19 protein-coding genes are annotated in these 18,820 nt (G+C 74.8%); 8 read left to right on the top strand and 11 right to left on the bottom strand.

Going from position 1 to position 18,820, the window contains the following annotated elements:
- The first annotated feature begins 81 nt into the window (after window positions 1-81).
- Window positions 82-1,620, top strand: coding sequence for an AI-2E family transporter (locus tag HK417_RS07565; protein WP_261326047.1), 1,539 nt, complete (start codon window positions 82-84; stop codon window positions 1,618-1,620).
- Window positions 1,621-1,679: 59 nt separating this feature from the next.
- On the opposite strand, the gene purD is transcribed toward HK417_RS07565, so the two are convergent.
- Complete coding sequence (gene purD, locus HK417_RS07560) at window positions 1,680-2,945, bottom strand: phosphoribosylamine--glycine ligase (RefSeq protein WP_222264972.1); 1,266 nt, start codon at window positions 2,943-2,945, stop codon at window positions 1,680-1,682.
- Window positions 2,946-2,971: 26 nt separating this feature from the next.
- Window positions 2,972-4,006, bottom strand: a complete 1,035-nt coding sequence (gene rsgA / locus HK417_RS07555) for a ribosome small subunit-dependent GTPase A (protein ID WP_261326046.1) — start codon at window positions 4,004-4,006, stop codon at window positions 2,972-2,974.
- 107 nt (window positions 4,007-4,113) lie between these two features.
- Here rsgA and HK417_RS07550 point away from each other — a divergent pair, with 107 nt between their 5' ends.
- Window positions 4,114-5,160 carry a glycerophosphodiester phosphodiesterase family protein gene (locus HK417_RS07550; RefSeq protein ID WP_222264968.1) on the top strand — a complete coding sequence of 349 codons (1,047 nt, stop codon included), beginning with the start codon at window positions 4,114-4,116 and terminating at the stop codon, window positions 5,158-5,160.
- A gap of 47 nt (window positions 5,161-5,207) precedes the next feature.
- Here HK417_RS07550 and HK417_RS07545 read toward each other — a convergent pair whose 3' ends face one another.
- Window positions 5,208-6,497 (bottom strand): adenylosuccinate synthase, encoded by a 1,290-nt coding sequence (locus tag HK417_RS07545; protein ID WP_222264966.1) that lies wholly within the window; start codon window positions 6,495-6,497, stop codon window positions 5,208-5,210.
- Window positions 6,498-6,569: 72 nt separating this feature from the next.
- Between HK417_RS07545 and HK417_RS07540 the strand changes: the two genes are divergently transcribed.
- From HK417_RS07540 to HK417_RS07530, 3 genes are read left to right on the top strand one after another with little or no spacing between them, the layout of a single operon-like run.
- Window positions 6,570-7,187, top strand: coding sequence for a hypothetical protein (locus HK417_RS07540; RefSeq protein ID WP_222264964.1), 618 nt, complete (start codon window positions 6,570-6,572; stop codon window positions 7,185-7,187).
- A 26-nt stretch (window positions 7,188-7,213) separates the two neighbouring features.
- Entirely contained in the window at window positions 7,214-8,365 is a 1,152-nt protein-coding gene (locus HK417_RS07535; protein ID WP_308123431.1) for an ABC transporter permease, read from the top strand.
- Window positions 8,362-9,168, top strand: a complete 807-nt coding sequence (locus HK417_RS07530; RefSeq protein ID WP_222264962.1) for an ATP-binding cassette domain-containing protein — start codon at window positions 8,362-8,364, stop codon at window positions 9,166-9,168. The genes HK417_RS07535 and HK417_RS07530 overlap by 4 nt, the downstream gene beginning before the upstream one ends.
- Here HK417_RS07530 and HK417_RS07525 read toward each other — a convergent pair whose 3' ends face one another.
- The gene (locus tag HK417_RS07525; protein WP_222264960.1) at window positions 9,169-10,647 is read right to left on the bottom strand and encodes a helix-turn-helix domain-containing protein; all 1,479 of its coding nucleotides are present in this window, start codon (window positions 10,645-10,647) and stop codon (window positions 9,169-9,171) included.
- A gap of 182 nt (window positions 10,648-10,829) precedes the next feature.
- Here HK417_RS07525 and HK417_RS07520 point away from each other — a divergent pair, with 182 nt between their 5' ends.
- The 3 genes from HK417_RS07520 to HK417_RS07510 are packed head-to-tail and all read left to right on the top strand — an operon-like array spanning window position 10,830 to window position 13,683.
- Complete coding sequence (locus tag HK417_RS07520; protein WP_222264958.1) at window positions 10,830-11,876, top strand: amidohydrolase family protein; 1,047 nt, start codon at window positions 10,830-10,832, stop codon at window positions 11,874-11,876.
- Window positions 11,873-12,661, top strand: a complete 789-nt coding sequence (locus tag HK417_RS07515) for an iron-sulfur cluster assembly protein (RefSeq protein WP_222264956.1) — start codon at window positions 11,873-11,875, stop codon at window positions 12,659-12,661. The genes HK417_RS07520 and HK417_RS07515 overlap by 4 nt, the downstream gene beginning before the upstream one ends.
- A complete protein-coding gene (locus HK417_RS07510; protein WP_222264954.1) occupies window positions 12,658-13,683 on the top strand; it encodes an NAD(P)-dependent alcohol dehydrogenase in 1,026 nt (341 codons plus the stop codon). The genes HK417_RS07515 and HK417_RS07510 overlap by 4 nt, the downstream gene beginning before the upstream one ends.
- Before the next feature lie 47 nt (window positions 13,684-13,730).
- Here the strand turns inward: HK417_RS07510 and HK417_RS07505 are convergent, their stop codons facing one another.
- The 7 genes from HK417_RS07505 to HK417_RS07475 form a co-directional block, all read right to left on the bottom strand.
- Window positions 13,731-13,874: a GPGG-motif small membrane protein gene (locus HK417_RS07505; RefSeq protein WP_222264952.1), complete on the bottom strand. Its 144-nt coding sequence runs from the start codon at window positions 13,872-13,874 to the stop codon at window positions 13,731-13,733.
- Window positions 13,875-13,977: 103 nt separating this feature from the next.
- A complete protein-coding gene (locus tag HK417_RS07500; RefSeq protein ID WP_222264950.1) occupies window positions 13,978-14,382 on the bottom strand; it encodes a DUF3151 domain-containing protein in 405 nt (134 codons plus the stop codon).
- Window positions 14,382-15,416 (bottom strand): class II fructose-bisphosphate aldolase, encoded by a 1,035-nt coding sequence (fbaA, locus tag HK417_RS07495; RefSeq protein ID WP_222264948.1) that lies wholly within the window; start codon window positions 15,414-15,416, stop codon window positions 14,382-14,384. The genes HK417_RS07500 and fbaA overlap by 1 nt, the downstream gene beginning before the upstream one ends.
- 90 nt (window positions 15,417-15,506) lie before the next feature.
- Window positions 15,507-16,865, bottom strand: coding sequence for an FAD-dependent oxidoreductase (locus HK417_RS07490; RefSeq protein WP_222264946.1), 1,359 nt, complete (start codon window positions 16,863-16,865; stop codon window positions 15,507-15,509).
- 12 nt (window positions 16,866-16,877) lie between these two features.
- Window positions 16,878-17,168, bottom strand: coding sequence for a hypothetical protein (locus HK417_RS07485; RefSeq protein ID WP_222264944.1), 291 nt, complete (start codon window positions 17,166-17,168; stop codon window positions 16,878-16,880).
- 114 nt (window positions 17,169-17,282) lie between these two features.
- Entirely contained in the window at window positions 17,283-17,885 is a 603-nt protein-coding gene (pyrE, locus tag HK417_RS07480) for an orotate phosphoribosyltransferase (RefSeq protein ID WP_222264942.1), read from the bottom strand.
- A 43-nt stretch (window positions 17,886-17,928) separates the two neighbouring features.
- Window positions 17,929-18,600, bottom strand: coding sequence for a fasciclin domain-containing protein (locus tag HK417_RS07475; RefSeq protein WP_222264940.1), 672 nt, complete (start codon window positions 18,598-18,600; stop codon window positions 17,929-17,931).
- Between the last annotated feature and the right edge of the window lie 220 nt (window positions 18,601-18,820).

The raw sequence follows: 18,820 nt of genomic DNA, 5'->3' as shown, positions 1-18,820 counted from the left end.
CTCGTCGCACCACGGGGACCATTCTCCCGCACGTACCCTGCCCGCCCGCCGCCCCCTCGGCCCGCTCCCGTGGAGGACCCGATGCTGCAGCGTGCCCGCCGCCTGGTGGAGGCGGCCCGGGCCCGGATCCAGGCGGCCGAGCAGGACCCGCACGCGTGGCCGGAGAGCTGGCCCGACACCCGGGTCGTGCTGGTGATGGACGACGAGCGGCACGGCCACCTGGAGCCCGACACCGGCCAGCGGGACGACGTCCCGGGGGTGGGCGACGGTGCCACGCTGCTCGCCCGGGTCGAGACGGCGGCGCCGGCGGCACCGGCGGCACCGGCGGAGGCCGTCGAGGGCACGGACGAGCAGCCGCCCGCCGACGACGGCGACCTCGCGGTCGGCTCGCCCCACCCCGACGCGCCCGACCTCGGCGTCCCCGGCCGGGTCAGCGGACCGCCGCGGCCCGGCGGACCACCCCCGCGCCCCGGCCGGGACCGCAGCCGGGGCAGCCTCCTCGCCCCCGACGTCCCCCGCTCCGCCGAGCGCGACGTGCCCAACGGGCTGCGGGTGGCCGCCGCGTGGTCGTGGCGGCTGCTGGTCGTGGTGGCCGCGCTCTACCTGGTGCTGCGGGCCGCCGCCTACGTCGCGGTGGTGATCGTGCCGGTCTTCGTCGCGCTGCTGCTGGCCGCACTGCTCGAGCCGGGCGCCTCGTACCTGCGCCGCAGCGGCTGGCCCAAGCCGCTGGCCGCGACGACCATGCTGGTCGTCGGGCTGGGGGTGGTCGCGGGGATCATCACCCTCGTCGTCGAGGAGTTCGTCGCCGGCTACGCCGACCTGGCCACCCAGGTCGACCAGGGCATCACCCAGATCCGGGACTTCGTCACCGACACCCTCCCGGTCTCGCCGGGGCAGCTGGACGACGCCATCGCCAACGCCCAGCGGGTGCTCGTGGACAACGAGCAGGTGCTCACCACTGGTGCGCTGACCACGGCCACCACCGTCGGCGAGGTGCTCACCGGCATGCTGCTGACCCTGTTCACGCTGTTCTTCTTCCTGATGGACGGCCGGCACATCTGGCTGTGGGTGCTCGGCCTGGCCCCGGTCAACTCGCAGGCCTACCTGGACGAGGCGGCCCGCCGCTCCTGGCGCACGCTGATCTCCTACGTGCGGGCCACCGTCGGCGTGGCCGCCTTCGACGCGGTGTTCATCGGCATCGGGCTGCTGTTCCTCGGCACGCCGCTGGTGGTCCCGCTGGCCGCGCTGGTCTTCCTCGGCGCGTTCATCCCGATCATCGGGTCGTTCCTGGCCGGCACGGTGTCGGTGCTGGTGACCCTGGTGGCGGTCGGGCCGGTCCGGGCGCTGATCGCGCTGGGCATCATCGTGCTGATCATGCAGCTGGAGGGGCACGTGCTGCAGCCGCTGCTGCTGGGCCGGGCGGTGTCGGTGCACCCGCTGGCCGTCGTCCTCGGCATCGCCGCCGGGCTGCTGATCGGCGGGATCTTCGGCGCGCTGATCGCCGTCCCGGTGATCGCCTGCGGCAACGTCGCGGGCACCTACCTGTCCCGGCGGCACGAGGGCCCACGCCCACCGCAGCCGGACACCCGCCGGGCCCGCCGGCTGGTCCGGGCCGACTGATGGACCGCCCTGCCCCCACGACTCGCTGCGGGGCCCGGCAGGGAGGCCGCTCCCTCAGGTCACCTGATGCGGCCCTCCACCGCGGCCAGCGCGATGTCGGTGCGCCAGTGCGCGCCGCGCAGCCGGATCCCGGCCAGCCGCTCGTAGGCGGTCTGCCGGGCGGTGGCCAGGTCGGCGCCGACCGCGGTGACGGCGAGGACCCGCCCGCCCGCGGAGTGCACCAGCCCGTCGGGGCCGACGGCGGTGCCGGCGTGCAGCACCCCCTCGCCGTCCGCGCCGCTGATCGGGTCGCCGGTGCGCGGCCGCTCGGGGTAGCCCTCGGCCGCGACGACGACGGTCACCGCCGCGCCCTCCCGCCAGCGCAGCGGCGGGTGGTCGGCGAGCGTGCCGGTGGCCGCCGCGTGCAGCAGGCCGGCCAGCGGCGTCTCCAGCAGCGGCAGCACGACCTCGGTCTCGGGATCGCCGAAGCGGGCGTTGAACTCCACCACCCGCACTCCCCGGGACGTCAGCGCCAGGCCGGCGTAGAGCAGGCCGCTGAACGGCTCTCCGCGGCGGGCCATCTCGTCGACGGTGGGCTGCAGCACGGTGGCCAGCACCTCGTCGACCAGGCCGTCCGGCGCCCAGGGCAGCGGGGCGTAGGCGCCCATCCCACCGGTGTTGGGGCCGCGGTCGCCGTCGTCCCGGCGCTTGTGGTCCTGGGCGGGCACCAGCGGCACCACCGTCGTCCCGTCGGTGACGGCGAACAGCGAGACCTCGGGGCCGTCCAGGTACTCCTCGACGAGCACCGCGTGCCCGGCGTCGAGGACCGCCCGCCCGTGGGCGCGGGCGGCGTCCCGGTCGGGGGTGACCAGCACGCCCTTGCCGGCGGCCAGCCCGTCGTCCTTGACGACGAACGGCGCGCCGCCGTCCACCGCAGCCACCTCGTCGAGCACCGTGTCCAGCTCGGCCGGCCCGCCGACCGCCCAGGACCGCGCGGTCGGCACGCCCGCCGCGGTCATCACGTGCTTGGCGAAGGCCTTGGAGCCCTCCAGCTGCGCCGCCTGCTCCGACGGGCCGAAGCAGGCGATCCCCGCGTCCCGCACCGCGTCGGCGGCGCCGGCAACCAGCGGGACCTCCGGCCCGATGACGACCAGGTCGGCCCGCCACTCGGCGGCGAGCGCGGCGACCGCAACCGGATCGGCCACGTCCACCCGGAACGGCGCGGCGATCACGGCCGTGCCGGCGTTGCCCGGCGCGCAGGCCAGCGCCGTGACGGCGGGGTCGGACTGCAGAGCCACGCACAGGGCGTGCTCCCGGGCACCGGAGCCGATCACGAGCACGCGCACGGGCCGAACCTACCGAGGCCCGGAGGTCAGCGACCGCCCCGGGGCTTCGCCGGACGGGCCCGCATCTCCCGGTAGAGCGCGCGGACCCGGGCGGTCTCCAGCGCCCGGGCGCGCGCGTCGGCGCGCAGCTCCTGCCGGTGCGCCTCGGCCTGCAGTTTGCGCCAGGCGGTCAGCCGGGCCGGGTCGAGGTCGCCCCGCTCGATGGCCGCGGCCACGCCGCAGCCCGGCTCCGTGCGGTGCGCGCAGTCGCGGAACCGGCAGTCGGCGGCGTACCCGGCGACGTCGGCGTAGGCGGTGTCCACGCCGTCCTCCCCGGCCAGCGCCAGCTCGCGCATCCCCGGGGTGTCGACCAGCAGCCCGCCGCCGGGCAGCAGGTGCAGCTCCCGGGCGGTGGTGGTGTGCCGGCCCCGGCCGTCACCCCGGATCTCCGCCGTCCCGGCGACCGTCCGCCCGGCGAGCGCGTTGAGCAGGCTGGACTTGCCCACGCCGGAGGGGCCGACCATGGCCGCGGTGCAGCCGGGGCCGAGCAGGGCGCGGACGTCGTCCAGGCCTGCGCCGGTCATGGAGCTGACCGCGAGCACCGGGACACCGATCGCGTCGGCGGCCACCGCGGCGACGGCGACGGGGACGTCGGGCTCCAGGTCCGCCTTGGTGAGGACGACGACCGGCGTCGCCCCGCTCCCCCACGCGACGGCGAGGTAGCGCTCCACCCGTCGCAGCCGGGGCGGCCCGCCGAGCGCGTCGACGACGAGCACCAGGTCGACGTTGGCCGCGACCACCTGGGGCTCGGAGCCCCGGCCCGCGGCCGTGCGGACGAACGCCGTCCGGCGGGGCAGGACGGCGACCGCCTGCTCGCCACGCACGGCCACCCAGTCGCCGACCGCCGGGCCGGTGCCGCTCGCGTCGTCCTGCAGGGTCCCGGCGCGGTGCACGCGCTGCTCGCCGCCGGCGGTCAGCACGGTGAGCCGGCCGCGGTCGACGCGGGCCACGCGGGCCACGGCGCAGCCGCCGGGGACGTCTTGGCTCCGCTCCGCGGTCCATCCGAGGGGGATGAGTTCCATCACACCGGGGATAGTGGACCGCTGGTCAGGGCCGTGTCCTCTCATTTGTCAGACGAGTGACGGCGCGCGTTCGCTCCGTCGTCACCCGCCGCGGTTCCACTGGGCTCATGGCAGAGACCAGCCTGCAGCCCGTCATCCCGCGCAGCCAGACGCGGACCCCGGTGATCGTCGGCCACCGCGGGGCCCCGAGCTACCGCCCCGAGCACACCGCGGCGAGCTACGCCCTGGCGATCGACCTGGGCGCCGACCTGATCGAGCCCGACCTCGTCGTCAGCCGCGACGGCGCGCTGGTGGCCCGGCACGAGAACGAGCTGTCCCACTCGACCGACGTCGCCGCCCGTTCCGAGTTCGCCGGCCGCCGGCGGACCCAGGAGGTCGACGGTGTCGAGGTGACCGGCTGGTTCACCGAGGACTTCACCCTCGCCGAGCTGCGCACCCTGCGGGCGGTCGAGCGGATGCCCGCCGTCCGCCCGCTGAACACCACCTACGACGGCCGGTTCGGGGTGCTGACCCTGGCGGAGGTCGTGGCGCTGGCCCGCTCCCGCTCCGCCCCGGGGCGGGCGGTGCGGGTGCAGGCCGAGCTGAAGCACCCGGGGTGGTTCGCCTCGATCGGCCTCCCGATGACCGAGCTGCTGGCCGGGGAGCTCCGCCGGCTGGACGCCGTCCAGCCCGACGGCCCCGTGGTGGTCATGGCCTTCGAGCCCGCCGCCCTGCGCGAGCTGCGGTCCGGCCTCGGGCCCGCCGGTCCGCGGCTGGTGCAGCTCGTCGACGAGGAGGGGGTGCAGGACGCGCTGGTCACCCCGGCCGGGCTGCGGGAGATCTCCACCTACGCCGAGGGCATCGCCCCGCACAAGGGCCGGATCCTGACCCACCACGCCGACGGGGCGCTGCTCGGCGTCTCGGACCTGGTGACCCAGGCGCACCGGGCCGGGCTCACGGTCACCCCGTGGACGCTGCGCCCGGAGAACGTGTTCCTGCCGAGCCACCTGCGGCACGGCGCCGACCCGAGCGGCCTCGGGGACGCCCAGACGGAGGCCCGGCTGCTGTTCGCGCTCGGCGTGGACGGCGTCATCACCGACGCGCCGGAGACGGCCCACCGGGCCCGCGCCGAGCTGACCGCCGAGGCCCTCGCCCCCATCAGGCCCCGCCGCTGAGGCCGTCGGGCCCCACCGGGCAGTGATCAGGTGACGCTGCGGCCTCCTCAGTCCAGCAGGTCGTGGACGACGACGTTCTCGTCGCGGCCGGGGCCCACGCCGATGACGCTGACCCGCGCACCCGAGAGCTCCTCCACCCGGCGCACGTAGGCCTGCGCGGTGGCCGGCAGCTCCGCGAACCGGCGGCACCCGCTGATGTCCTCGGACCAGCCGGGCATCTCCGCGTAGACCGGCAGGGCGTGGTGGAAGTCGCTCTGCGTCATCGGCATCTCCTCGTGCCGGACGCCGTCGATCTCGTAGGCGACGCAGATCGGCACCGTCTCCAGCCCGGAGAGGACGTCGAGCTTGGTGAGGAAGTAGTCGGTGATCCCGTTGACCCGGGTCGCGTATCGGGCGACCACGGCGTCGAACCAGCCGCAGCGGCGGTCCCGGCCGGTGGTGACGCCGACCTCGCCGCCCTGCTCGCGCAGGTACTCGCCCCACTGGTCGTGCAGCTCGGTGGGGAACGGGCCGGAGCCGACCCGGGTGGTGTAGGCCTTGAGGATCCCGACGACCCGGGTGATCCGGGTGGGGCCGACGCCGGCGCCGACGGCGGCGCCACCGGCGGTCGGGTTGGACGACGTCACGAACGGATAGGTGCCGTGGTCGACGTCGAGCAGGGTGCCCTGCGAGCCCTCCAGCAGGACCCACTCGCCCGCGTCGAGGGCCTTGCCCAGCACCAGCCGGGTGTCGGCGATGCGGTGCTTGAGCTGCTCGGCGTAGCCGGCGTACTCCTCGACGACCTCGTCGACGTCGATCGCCCGGCGGTTGTAGACCTTGACCAGGACCTGGTTCTTCTCCGCCAGCGTGCCCTCGAGCTTCTGCCGGAGGATCGACAGGTCGAGCAGGTCGGCCACCCGGATGCCGGTGCGGGCCACCTTGTCGCCGTAGGCCGGGCCGATGCCGCGGCCGGTGGTGCCGATCTTCCGCTTGCCCAGGAACCGCTCGGTGACCCGGTCCAGCGCGCGGTGGTGCGGCATGATCAGGTGCGCGTCGGCGGAGATCACCAGGCGCGAGGTGTCGACGCCGCGCTCCTCCAGGCCGGCGAGCTCGCCGATCAGCACCTCGGGGTCGATGACCACGCCGTTGCCGATGACGGGCGTGCAGCCGGGCGTGAGGATCCCCGAGGGGATCAGGTGCAGGGCGTACTTCTCGCCGTCGGGCGTGATGACGGTGTGCCCGGCGTTGTTGCCGCCCTGGTACCGGACGACGTAGGGCACGCGGCCGCCGAGCAGGTCGGTCGCCTTGCCCTTGCCCTCGTCGCCCCACTGGGCACCGATCAGCACGACAGCGGGCATCGGGGACGTCTCCTCGTTCAGTGGGCCCAGGACACCACTGGGTCCCGGCTGGCCAGGTGGCAGGGTATCGGCATGCCCGCGACACAGCTCGACCTGCGCGGTCTGGCGGCCGAGCAGCCGCCGTCGAGACGGCACGTCGCCTCGGTGGTGGACCCGGCGGAGGCGGTGCACGTGCTGGGACCGGTGCCGGCGCTGGCCGCCGTCCTGGCCCGGTTGTGGCGCACCGAGCGGCTGCCCGGTGTGCCGGTCAGCTGGGAGCCCGCCGGCGACCCGGCGTCGGCCGGGCTGGCCCGGGCGCTGGGCGTCGGGTCGGGCACCGAGCGGGAGCTGCCGCTGGTCCGCGACGACCACGGCGGCGTGCTGCTCGCGCACGGCCGGGTCTCCGCCGCCGGGGACCCGCGCCGGGCGCTGGCCCGCCGGTTCGGCGCGCAGGCCTACCACGACGACCAGCGGGTGGCCGACGGCCCGATCACCCGGATCGAGGTCCGCCCGGACTGGACAGCGGTCGACCGGATCGCCGTCGCCGTGGTGACCGTGCCGCTGCGGCCCGCCCGGCGCACCACCGGACGGGCGCTGCAGATCGCGTGCGCTCCCGCCCGGGTGCTCCGGGACGGCGTCCCGTTCGACCGCGAGGTCACGAAGTGGACCTGGTACGCCGACGACCGGGTCCGCTGGCGCCTCCGCCCGTGAGCGGAGGCCGGGCCCGGTCCCGGATCGTGGACACTGGGGAGACAGCCCGCTCCCTGGAGGTCTCGCTGCCGTCGTCCCGTCGCCTGGCCGGTTCCACGCCGGGCCGTGCTCCGGTGGTCACCTACCGCCCGCTCGGCTTCGGTCCTCCGGTGCCGGTCGTGCCGCGTTCGGCCGGCCGCCGGCTGCTCGACCGGATGCTCGCCCGCCCGAGCCTGGGCGCTCTGCTCGGCGTGCTGTCCGTCGGCCTCCTCTTCACCGTGCAGGCCCCCATGCTGCTGAGCACCGGCGGCCTGGCGACGGTGCTGGACATCGCCGCCCCGCTGGGCATCGGCGGTGTGGCGGTGGCACTGCTGCTGGTCGCCGGCCAGTTCGACCTGTCCATCGGCGTGGTGGCGGTGGGCAGCAGCCTGGCGACCTCGCTGCTGGTGACCCAGGCCGGCCTCGGCATCTGGCCGGCGATGCTGCTGTCGCTGCTGGCCGCGCTGGTGGTCGGGGCGGTGAACGGGCTGCTCGTGGTGTCGACCGGGCTGCCGAGCTTCCTGGTCACCCTGGCCACGTTCCTCGTGCTGCAGGGCAGCTCGCTGGCCGTCGCCGCGGCGGTCGCCGGGTCGTCACGGATCACCGGGCTGGCGGAGGCGGAGGGCTGGTCCTCCGCGCTGGCGGTGTTCGGGTCGACCGCGCAGCTCGGCGACGGCCGCTACCGGGTGTCGTTGCTGTGGTGGGTGGGCGCGACCCTGCTCGCCGGCTGGCTGCTGTGGCGGACCCGCTTCGGCAACGCGGTGTTCGCCAGCGGTGGCGCCCGGCGGGCGGCCAGGGAGCTCGGCGTCCCCGTGGGGCGGACCACCGTCCTGCTCTTCCTCGGCACCGCCACGGCCGGCTGGCTGATCGGCACGCTCGGCCTGGTCCGGCTCGGCGGGGTGCAGGTCGACCCCGCGCTCGGCGCGGAGATCGAGTTCATCGTCGTCGCGGTGATCGGCGGGTGCCTGCTCACCGGCGGGTACGGCTCCCCCTACGGTGCGGCGCTGGGCGCCCTCCTGTACGGCGTGGCCCGGGAGGGGATCGCGCTGGCCGACTGGGACCCGCGCTGGTTCCAGGCCTTCCTCGGGCTCTGCCTGCTCGTGGCGCTGCTGGCCAACGGCCTGGTGCGCCGCCGGCTGCGCGCGGTGCCCCGCTCATGAGCACGACCGAGGAGCGGCCCGCGCCGGTGCTGGAGCTGCGCGGGGTCACCGTGCGGTTCGGGAACGTCCCGGCGCTGTCCCGGGTCTCCCTCGCCCTGCGGGCCGGGGAGGTCACCTGCGTGCTCGGGGAGAACGGCTCGGGCAAGTCGACGCTGGTGGCGCTGCTGTCGGGGTTGCTGCACCCCGCGGAGGGGGAGCTGCTGGTCGACGGGAGGCCGGTGCGGTTCCGGTCGCCGCAGCAGGCCCGGGCGCTGGGCGTGGCCACCATCTGGCAGGACCTCGCGATCGCGCCGCTCATGTCGGTGTGGCGGAACTTCTTCCTGGGCGCCGAGCCGACCCGGGGGTTGTGGCCGTTCCGGCGGCTGGACACCGGCCGGGCGCGGGCGATCGCGGAGCAGGCGATGGCCCGGGTGGGCGTCACCAGCCTCAGCACCGATCAGCCGGCCAGCGCGCTGCAGGCCGGGGAGCGGCAGAGCCTGGCGATCGCCCGGGCGCTGCACTTCGGCGCCCGGGTGCTGGTCATCGACGAGCCCACAGCCCCGATGACGGTGGCCCAGCGGGCGCTGGTGCTGCAGGCGGTGGTCGCCGCCCGCGACGACGGGCTGGCGGTCCTGTTCGTCACCAACAGCCCGCAGTACGCCCACCTGGTGGGCGACCGCTTCCTGCTGCTCGGCGGCGGCCGGGTGGCCGGGGACCTGACCCGGGAGGACGTCGACGCCGACGACCTGACCCGGCTGGTCGCCGGCGGCGACGAGCTGTCCGCGCTCACCGACTCGCTGCGGGCGGCGCACGGTGACCGCTGATCAGACGCTGATCCGGTACTGGGCGATCTTGCGGTAGAGGGTGGCCCGGGACAGGCCGAGCTCCGTCGCCGCCTGCCCCACCGTGGTCCCCGGCCGGCTGAGGCAGCGCACCATCTCGTCCCGTTCCAGCTGCTCCAGGCGGCTGAGGGTGCGGGTGGAGCCGGCGAGCACGGCCGGCGGCAGGTGCTGGACGTCGACGACGTCGGTGCGGGCGGCGGCCTCCCGGACGGCGGCGCGCAGCTCCCGCACGTTGCCCGGCCACGGATGGGCGGCGAGCGCCCGCAGCGCCCGTGGGGTGAACTGGACCTCCCGGTGACGCAGCTGCCGGGCGAAGGCGCGGGCCAGCGGCTCGACGTCCTCGGCGCGGTGCCGCAGCGCCGGCACCTCCACCACGGCGTCGACGAGGGAGCGCAGCGGCTCGGGGACGTCGGTGAACGAGGTCGCGGTGAGTGCCAGGGGTTGCGGCGCCCCGGCCGGACGACCGGCGGCGGTGACCTCGGTGACGAGGTGCTCGGCCGCCCAGGCCGGCAGCGCGTCGGCGTCGGAGAGCACGACGCAGGTGTCCGGCGCCCGCAGCTCCGGGGACCAGAGGGTCAGCCAGCCGTCGACGTCGGCCGGGTCCGGCGGACGGGCGACCAGCACCCGTTCGCGGAGCCCGGTGGCCAGCCGGGCCAGCGCGGCCGCCGTCGTCCGCCCGGCCCCCTGCTCGCCGACGACGGCGACCGCCCGCCCGGCGGTGACCGCGGCGCGGGTGGCGTCCACCGCTGCCCGCCAGGCACCGGACGTGCACGGGTCGGCGCCGGGGAGCCGGCCGGCGAGGACGTGGAACACCTCCCCGCGCGGGGCCGGGCGCGGCAGCCGGCCGCCGGCCCGCACCTGCATGAGCGCGGTGGTGTTGCCGGCGGCGGCCTGGGCCAGCGCGAGGAGCAGCTCCGAGGACGCCTCGGACCAGGTGGTCAGGTTGATGCTGCCCACCAGCTCCCCGCCGCGCGGGTCCAGCACGGGCACCGCCGCGCACGTGTACCGGCGCAGCGGCGCGACGTAGTGCTCGTCGCCGCGGACCAGGGTGGGCACCCGGTCGGCGAGGGCGAGCGCCAGCCCGTTGGTGCCGGCGGTCTGCTCGCCGAAGTAGAAGCCCGGGGCCAGGTGCACCCGGTCCAGGGAACGGTTGATCGTCGTGTCCTCGCACCAGCGGGCCAGCACGAGTCCCTGCGGATCGGTGAGTATGAAGCCCACCGGCTCCCCGGCGAGCGTGCCGTGCAGGCCGCGCACCACCTCGGAGCCGCACTCGTAGAACAACGAGTCGGTGGGCAGCCCGTCGACGTAGACCGGCACGACCTCCTCCGGAGTGACGCCGTAGCGCTCGCTGCGCTGCCAGGAGGCCCGCACCCGCGCCGGGCTGCTCGGCCGGGCGAGCAGCCTGCCGGGCCCGGCCGGCCGCGAAGCCGGCTCCGGTGGGACGGCGGGTCGAGCGGGCACGGCGACTCCCGGGGACGCTCCGATGCGTGCCCGCGAATGTAGGCGGTCTCCCGGGGCCGCACCGGCGGCCGAGGTGTCTCAAAGTGAGACAGCTCACCCGTCCCCGGCATCACGCGCCCTCCTTAGCGTCGGTCCCGATGTGACCCAGCTCGCAGCGGGCCGGGGCAGCCGAGGAGGACGCCATGTACAGCAAGGACGGCGAGGACTACTTCATCGTCGACGCGCACATCGCCCTGTGGGACGCGCGGCCGGAGAACCAGCGCAACGTGCACGGCAAGCAGTTCATCGACTGCTTCTACGACTACCACCGCAACCTCAGCCCGGAACCGGAGGTGTGGTCGTACGAGGAGTACCTGTACCAGGGCGGCGAGCGGCTGATGCGGGACGTCTTCGCCGACGGCATCGTCGACCACGCCGTCTTCCAGCCGGCCCGGCTGGCCGAGTTCTACGAGCGGGGGTTCGGGCAGACCGAGGAGGCCTGGGCGCTGACCCAGCAGCACCCCGACAAGCTGACCTACAACCACTACTTCGACCCGCGCGACGGCGAGGCGGGGCTGGACCAGTTGCGCGCCGACGCCGAGCGGTTCGGCCTCAAGGGCGTGAAGCTCTACACCGCCGACTGGCACGGGGACTCCCGCGGCTGGAAGCTCAGCGACCCGTGGTCCTACCGGTACCTCGAGGTGTGCCGCGAGCTGGGGATCAGGAACATCCACATCCACAAGGGCCCGACGATCCGGCCGCTGGACCGGGACGCCTTCGACGTCGCCGACGTCGACCACGCGGCCAGCGACTTCACCGACCTGAACTTCGTGGTGGAGCACTGCGGGCTGCCCCGGTTGGAGGACTTCTGCTGGATCGCCACCCAGGAACCGAACGTGCACGCCGGTCTCGCGGTCGCGATGCCGTTCATCCACACCCGGCCCCGCTACTTCGCCCAGATCATGGGCGAGCTCGTCTACTGGCTCGGCGAGGACCGGATCTCCTTCTCCAGCGACTACGCGCTCTGGACGCCGAAGTGGCTGGTGGAGCGCTTCGTGGACTTCCAGATCCCCGAGGACATGACCGAGTACGCGCCGCTGACCACCGCGGTGAAGAAGAAGGTGCTGGGCCTCAACGCGGCGACGCTGTACCACATCCCCGTGCCCGAGCGCCTGCAGCTGCCCGCCGCCGCCGAGACCGCCACCGGCCCGCGCGAGCCGGGCGCGGCCGACCTGGCGATGGCCCGATGACGGCGACCCTGCTGCCGGGGCTGACCGACACCGAGGTCCGCGCCGCGCTGGGCACCGTCGTCGACCCGGAGCTCGACGAGCCGATCACCGACCTCGGGTTCGTCCGCTCGGTGAGCGTCGAGGGGGCCACGGTCGAGGTGCACCTGCGGCTGCCGACGTCGTTCTGCGCGCAGAACTTCGCGTGGCTCATGGCGTCGGACGCCCAGGAGGCCGTGGCCGCCGTCCCCGGCGTCGAGCGGGTGGTCGTGGAGCTCGACGACCACTCCGACTCGGACCTGATCAACCGTGGGCTGGCCGCGGCGGCCGGCTACCGCGGGACGTTCGGGCACGAGGCCGAGGAGTCCCTCGACGAGCTGCGGGCGACCTTCCACCGGAAGGCGCACACCGCAGCGATGGAGCGGGCCCTCACCGCGCTGCTCCGTGCCGACCGGTCGCGGACCGAGGCCGACCTGCCCGAGGTCCGGCTCAGGGACCTGCCGGCGGACGAGCCGACCACCGATGCGCTGCTGCGCCGGCGGGCCACCCTCGGGCTCCCGACGCACGGCGACGCCCCCGTGCTCGTCACCGACGACGGCACCCGCCCCTCCCCGCAGCAGTCATCGCTGCTGCTGCGCAGGGCCCGCTCGGTGCGCATCTCCGTGGACGGCAACGCCCACTTCTGCCGCGGCCTGCTGGCCACCCGCTACCCCGGCGCGGAGGCCGACCAGGCACCGCGGCCCGATCCCGACCCCGTGCACCCCGACCCGGACACCCACCCGTTGCTCCCCCTGGAGGTCCTGTCATGAGAGCCGTCCGCGTCACCGGGTACCACCAGCCGCTGCAGATGGAGGACGTACCGCAGCCCGAGGTCACCGGTCCGCACGACGTGGTCGTGAAGATCGGCGGGGCCGGTGTCTGCCGCACCGACCTGCACATCCTGGAGGGCCAGTGGGCCGAGAAGTCGCAGGTCCAGCTGCCGTACACGATCGGGCACGAGAACGCGGGCTGGGTCGCCGCGGTGGGCAGCGCGGTGACCCACGTGGCCGAGGGCGACAAGGTGATCCTGCACCCGCTGGTCACCTGCGGGCTCTGCCGTGCCTGTCGCTCCGGGGACGACGTGCACTGCGAGAACTCGCAGTTCCCCGGCATCGACACCGACGGCGGGTACGCGGAGTACCTCAAGACCTCGGCACGCAGCGTGGTGCGGATCGACGAGTCGCTGGAGCCGGCCGACGTCGCGGCGCTGGCCGACGCGGGGCTCACCGCCTACCACGCGGTGGCCAAGGCGGCCCGGCGCCTGCGCCCCGGCTTCCGCTGCGTGATGATTGGCGCGGGCGGCCTCGGGCACATCGGGATCCAGGTGCTCAAGGCGCTCTCCCCCGCCGAGCTGATCGTCGTCGACCGCAACGCCGATGCGCTGCAGCTGGCCGAGTCGATCGGCGCCGACCACGGCGTGGTGGCCGACGGCGGCCAGGTGGAGCGGGTGCAGCAGCTCACCGGCGGGCACGGGGCCGAGGTGGTCATCGACTTCGTCGGTGAGGGCGGCTCGACCAAGGAGGGCCTGGCGATGACCCGGCGGGCCGGTGACTACCTGGTGGTCGGGTACGGGGAGAACGTCGACGTCCCGACGATCGACCTGATCTCGGCCGAGATCAACGTGCTGGGCAACCTGGTCGGCTCGTACAACGACCTGGTCGACCTGATGGCGCTGGCCGCGCAGCAGAAGGTCATGCTGCACACGGCGAAGTACGCGCTGGACGACTTCCAGTCGGCGATCGACGACCTGGACGCCGGCCGGGTCCGCGGGCGCGCGATCCTCGTGCCCTGAGGCGTGGCGAGCGGGGCCGCTCTCCTCGCGGAGAGCGGCCCCGCCGTTCAGGCGAAGACGCTCACCCCGCCGGGTCCGACCAGGAGCCCGACGACGATGAGCACGATCCCCCACAGCATCTGCCCTCGGACGATCGCCACGATCCCCGCGATCACCAACACGACCGCCAGGATCCACAGCAGCGTGACCATGGGCACCTCCCTCTTTTCAGGGCCACCGGACGGTGGTCAGGAGAGCGAAGGGTAGGTCCTGGCGGTCCTCTCCGCAGCGCGAGTCGATCTACGATTTGGCAGGTCAACCAGTCAGTGACGGGTCGCAGTCGCGCAACAGCTCAGTGCAGCGCTCCTGCTCGTCGACCTCGCCGATCCGCTCCGCGGCCGCCGCGAGCACGGTGACGCAGCGCAGGAACCCGCGGTTCGGCTCGTGCGACCACGGCACCGGGCCGTGGCCCTTCCAGCCGTTGCGGCGCAGCGCGTCGAGCCCCCGGTGGTAGCCGGTGCGGGCGTAGGCGTAGGCCTGGATGGTGGCGCCGTCGGCCAGTGCCTGGTCCGCCAGCGCGGCCCACGCCGCCCGGGACGTCGGGTGCGCCGCGGCGACCTCCGCCGGGTCGGTGCCGCCCACCAGGAGCTCGGCCCCGGGATCGGCCGGCAGCAGGGTCGCCGGCGGCTCGCCGAGCAGGTTGTGGTGCGCGTGCGTCATCAGCCGGCCTGGGACTGCCCGGCCGACAGCAGGTCCTCGCAGGCCTGCACGATCCGCTGGGCCATGCCGGTCTCGGCGAGCTTCATGTAGGTGCGCGGGTCGTAAGCCTTCTTGAGCCCGACCTCACCGTCGACCTTGAGCACGCCGTCGTAGTTGCTGAACATGTGGCCGACGATCGGCCGGGTGAAGGCGTACTGGGTGTCGGTGTCGACGTTCATCTTCACGACGCCGTAGGAGATGGCCTCGCGGATGTCGGACAGGTCCGACCCGGAGCCGCCGTGGAAGACCAGGTTGAACGGCTTGGCGCCGTCCCCGAGGCCGAACTGCTCGGCGACGACGGCCTGGCCGCGCTCGAGCACCTCCGGGCGCAGCTTCACGTTGCCGGGCTTGTAGACGCCGTGCACGTTGCCGAAGGTCGCGGCCAGCAGGTACACGCCCTTCTCGCCGAGGCCGAGGGCCTCCGCCGTCCGCACGAAGTCGCCGTCGGCGGTGTACAGCTTCTCGTTGATCTCGTGCGCGACGCCGTCCTCCTCGCCGCCCACGACGCCGATCTCGACCTCGAGGACGATCTTCGCCGACGCGCACTTGGCGATCAGCTCCTGGCCGATCTCCAGGTTCTCGGTCAGCTCGACCGCCGAGCCGTCCCACATGTGCGACTGGAACAGCGGCGCCTGGCCGGCGTCGACCCGGTCCTGGGAGATTGCGATCAGCGGCCGGACGTAGCTGTCGAGCTTGTCCTTCGGGCAGTGGTCGGTGTGCAGCGCCACCTGCACCGGGTACTTCTCGGCGACGACGTGGGCGAACTCGGCGAGCGCGACGGCACCGGTCACCATGTCCTTCACCCGCGTGCCCGAGCCGAACTCCGCGCCGCCGGTGGAGAACTGGATGATCCCGTCACTGCCGGCGTCGGCGAAGCCACGCAGCGCGGCGTTGATCGTCTCGGACGACGTGCAGTTGATCGCCGGGTAGGCGAAGCCGCCCTCCTTCGCCCGGGTGATCATGTCGGCGTAGACCTCGGGGGTCGCGATGGGCATGCGGTGCTCTCCTGATGTCGGGGACCAGCGGCTCTGCTGGACGTCAGCATCCCACCGGCTGATCGCCCGTGGCGCAGCCGGGCCTGCCGCTCAGCCCTGTTCGGTCCGGCTGAGCACCCGGGCGGCCACCACGACCGGGTCGTAGGTGGGCGAGAACGGCGGGGCGTAGGACAGGTCGGTGCCGGCGAGCTCCTCGGCGGTCAGCCCGGCCCAGATCGCGGTGGCCAGCACGTCGATGCGCTTCCCCGAGCCCGGCCCGCCGACGACCTGGGCGCCGAGCAGCTGGTCCGAGCCCGCCTCGCTGATCAGCTTGATCGCGATCTCCTCCGCCCCGGGGAAGTAGCCGGCCCGGGTGGTCGCCTCGATGACCTCGGTGCGGAACGCGAAGCCCGCCTGCTCGGCCTGCGTGGTGCACAAGCCGGTGCGGGCCACCTCCAGGTCCCCGACCCGGGTGAGCGCGGTGCCGAGCACGCCGGCGAAGCGGGCCGGCCGCCCGCCGATCACCGAGCCGGCCACCCGCCCCTGCTTGTTGGCGTGCGTGCCCAGCGGCACGTGGGCCACCTCGCCGGTGACCCGGTGGTGGGTCTGGGCGCAGTCCCCGGCGGCGAACACCTCCGGGTGCTCCCGGCAGCGCTGGCTGCGGTCGACGTCGATCGCGCCGGTGGGGCCCAGGGCCAGCCCGGCGTCGGCGGCCAGCTGCACCTCCGGGCGCATGCCCAGGCCGAGGACGACGAGGTCGGCGTCGTACGTGCCGGCGTCGGTGCGCACCCCGCAGGCGCGGCCCGCGGCGTCGACGAGCACCTCGCGCACCGCCTGGTCGGTGTGGACGGCGATGCCCATCTTCCCCATCGCCGCGCAGACCCGTTCCCCCATGTCGTCGTCCAGCAGCTGCATCGGCAGCGGGTCGGCGAGGACCACCGTGACGTCCAGCCCGCGCCGCTGCAGCACCTCGGCCATCTCCAGCCCGATGTACCCGCCGCCGAGCACCAGCCCGGTGCGCGCCCCGTCGTCGATCGCCGCCCGGATCGCCGCGCCGTCGTCCAGCCGGTGCACGCCGAAGACACCGGGGGCATCCAGGCCCGGGATCGGCGGGCGCGCCGGCCGGCCGCCGGTGGCCACCACCAGCCGGTCGTACCCCAGCCGCTCGCCGCCCCCGGTGACGACCTCCCCGGCGTCCAGGTCGATCGCGATCGCCGGCGTGCCGGTGTGCACGGTGATGTCTCGCGCGGCGAACTGGGCCGGCGTGCGGGCGATCAGGTCGTCGCGGTCAGTCACCAGCCCGCCGACCCAGTAGGGGATGCCGCAGGCGGAGTAGGAGACGTCCCGCCCTTGCTCGAGGACGACGATCTCCAGGTCGTCCGCGTCCCGCAACCGCCGGGCCTGGGCGGCGGCGGACATCCCGGCGGCGTCGCCGCCGATGACCAGCAGTCGTTCCCGCGACGTGCTCATGGGCCCAGGTTGTCACCTCTGCGGCCCGGCGGGCACCTCCGCGCGCAACGACTCCACGGCCTGGCGGGCGGCGGCGAGCTGGGTGGGGGCCTGGCCGACCGCGTAGCGGCGGGTGGCGCGGTCGACCGCGAGCGTGGTCCACCCGTCGCCGTCCTCGTCGGAGAGGTGCACCAGCAGGACGGCGCGGTCGTGCTCCACGCGAGCGCGGTGGGCCGGGTTGCCCTCCTCGTGGAGGACGCGCGGGTGATCGGGGTCGGCGACGAACGACGTCCACCGGTCGCGCCGCCTGGGTGGGCTGGTCATCCGGGAACGGTAGGACGGAGGAGGCCCCTGCCGTCATCAGCCGTTGTGCACTCGATGTCGCTTCCGGGTGCCGCAGGGGACCATCAGCGCACAACGGCGGGCGGGACCGGCGGCTCAGCCGAGGCCGAGGTCGGACAGCTCGAACGCCGCCCGGTACTCCAGGCCGGCCGCCTCGACGGCGGCCCGGGCGCCACGGTCGACGATCACCGCGACGGCGACCACCTCGGCACCCGCCTCGTGCAGCGCCTCCACCGCCTGCAGCACGCTGTCGCCGGTGGTGGACGTGTCCTCGACGGCGAGCACCGGCCGGCCGGCGACGTCCGGGCCCTCGATCCGCCGCTGCAGCCCGTGCGCCTTGCCCTGCTTGCGGACGACGAAGGCGTCGAGGAACCCCTCCCCGTCGGCCGCGGCGTGCAGCATCGCGGTGGCCACCGGGTCGGCACCGAGCGTGAGCCCGCCGACCGCCTCGTAGGCCAGGTCCCGGGTCAGCTGCCGCATCACCCGGCCGACCAGGGGGGCGCCCTCGTGGTGCAGGGTCAGCCGCCGCAGGTCGATGTACCAGTCCGCCTCCCGCCCGGAGGACAGCGTCACCTTCCCGTGCACCACGGCGAGCTCGACGATGAGCTCGAGCAGCCGGTCGCGGTCGGGGTGGGCGGTCCCGTTCCAAGGGCCCGCCCCAGGGGACGAGGGGTGGGGGGGAACGGGGTCGTCTTCCATGACCCCGACCCTACTGAGCGGTGCGCACGGGTCCGCCGCGTGCTCAGCCGGCCGGGGCCAGCACCTGGTCGATGAAGTACACCGTGGCATTGGCCGTCGGCACGTTGCCGCAGACGACCGTGGCCGGCGCCGCGGCGGCCAGCGTCCGGTCGGCGGCGACGCTGAAGGACCCGCCGGAGCCGGTGACGGTGACCGTGTCGCCCTGCAGGGTCCGGTGCTCGCCGGCGAGCTCCTCGGGGCCGAGCCGGCCACTGAGCACGTGGTGGGTCAGCACGGTGGTCAACCGGGGGACGTCGGCGACCAGCGCCGGGACGGCGTCCGGGCCGAGCGCGTCGAACGCCGCGTTGGTCGGAGCCAGCACGGTGATGTCCGCCCGGGTGTTCACGACGTCGACCAGGTTGGCGGCCAGCACGGCCTGGGCCAGGGTGGTCAGCTGCGGGTTCGTGTTCACCGCCGTGCCGGCCGGCGTGGAGGCCAGTGCCGCGAGGCTCCCCGGCCCCTCGGTCGGCAGGACGTCGCAGCCGGCCCCGATCGGCCCCGCGGCCGCCGGGGTGGCCGCAGCGGTGGTCTCCGCGGGGTCGGCGGCCGACGTGGCGGCGCTCGACGCGGCCGCGTCGCCGCCGGCGCTCCCGCCGCACGCGGTCAGGGCCAGGACGAGGACCAGCCCGGGGACGGCGGTCAGGGCGGCGGCTCGGGACCGCCGAGGGGCCTTCACGGTCTGCTCCTCCTGGGTGGTCGGGCTCCCCGGGGACCGGGCGGCCGGTGCACTGGCCGCTGAGCATGGCATCCCCGACCCCGGCGCCGTCGTCGCCACCACGGAGAACGCCCACCACCGGCCCGGTCGCCCGGCGCGACGACGCCCCCGAACCGGACGGTCCTGTCGTACCCTCCCGGCGCGCGGGCCCTGACTCTTCTCGACCCCGACAAGGAGCGGC

The sequence above is a fragment of the Modestobacter marinus genome (assembly GCF_019799945.1).
Taxonomy (GTDB): domain Bacteria; phylum Actinomycetota; class Actinomycetes; order Mycobacteriales; family Geodermatophilaceae; genus Modestobacter; species Modestobacter marinus_B.
This window is presented reverse-complemented; position numbering and strand designations above follow the sequence as displayed.

What these genes read in the sequence shown, in the direction of transcription:
- HK417_RS07545 (WP_222264966.1), bottom strand. Translation starts at nt 6,497, where the DNA reads ATGCCCGCTGTCGTGCTGATCGGTGCCCAGTGGGGCGACGAGGGCAAG.
- HK417_RS07530 (WP_222264962.1), top strand. Translation starts at nt 8,362, where the DNA reads ATGAGCACGACCGAGGAGCGGCCCGCGCCGGTGCTGGAGCTGCGCGGG.
- rsgA (WP_261326046.1), bottom strand. Translation starts at nt 4,006, where the DNA reads ATGGAACTCATCCCCCTCGGATGGACCGCGGAGCGGAGCCAAGACGTC.
- pyrE (WP_222264942.1), bottom strand. Translation starts at nt 17,885, where the DNA reads ATGGAAGACGACCCCGTTCCCCCCCACCCCTCGTCCCCTGGGGCGGGC.
- HK417_RS07500 (WP_222264950.1), bottom strand. Translation starts at nt 14,382, where the DNA reads ATGACGCACGCGCACCACAACCTGCTCGGCGAGCCGCCGGCGACCCTG.
- HK417_RS07540 (WP_222264964.1), top strand. Translation starts at nt 6,570, where the DNA reads ATGCCCGCGACACAGCTCGACCTGCGCGGTCTGGCGGCCGAGCAGCCG.
- HK417_RS07490 (WP_222264946.1), bottom strand. Translation starts at nt 16,865, where the DNA reads ATGAGCACGTCGCGGGAACGACTGCTGGTCATCGGCGGCGACGCCGCC.
- HK417_RS07565 (WP_261326047.1), top strand. Translation starts at nt 82, where the DNA reads ATGCTGCAGCGTGCCCGCCGCCTGGTGGAGGCGGCCCGGGCCCGGATC.
- HK417_RS07485 (WP_222264944.1), bottom strand. Translation starts at nt 17,168, where the DNA reads ATGACCAGCCCACCCAGGCGGCGCGACCGGTGGACGTCGTTCGTCGCC.
- HK417_RS07550 (WP_222264968.1), top strand. Translation starts at nt 4,114, where the DNA reads ATGGCAGAGACCAGCCTGCAGCCCGTCATCCCGCGCAGCCAGACGCGG.
- fbaA (WP_222264948.1), bottom strand. Translation starts at nt 15,416, where the DNA reads ATGCCCATCGCGACCCCCGAGGTCTACGCCGACATGATCACCCGGGCG.
- HK417_RS07505 (WP_222264952.1), bottom strand. Translation starts at nt 13,874, where the DNA reads ATGGTCACGCTGCTGTGGATCCTGGCGGTCGTGTTGGTGATCGCGGGG.
- HK417_RS07520 (WP_222264958.1), top strand. Translation starts at nt 10,830, where the DNA reads ATGTACAGCAAGGACGGCGAGGACTACTTCATCGTCGACGCGCACATC.
- HK417_RS07510 (WP_222264954.1), top strand. Translation starts at nt 12,658, where the DNA reads ATGAGAGCCGTCCGCGTCACCGGGTACCACCAGCCGCTGCAGATGGAG.
- HK417_RS07515 (WP_222264956.1), top strand. Translation starts at nt 11,873, where the DNA reads ATGACGGCGACCCTGCTGCCGGGGCTGACCGACACCGAGGTCCGCGCC.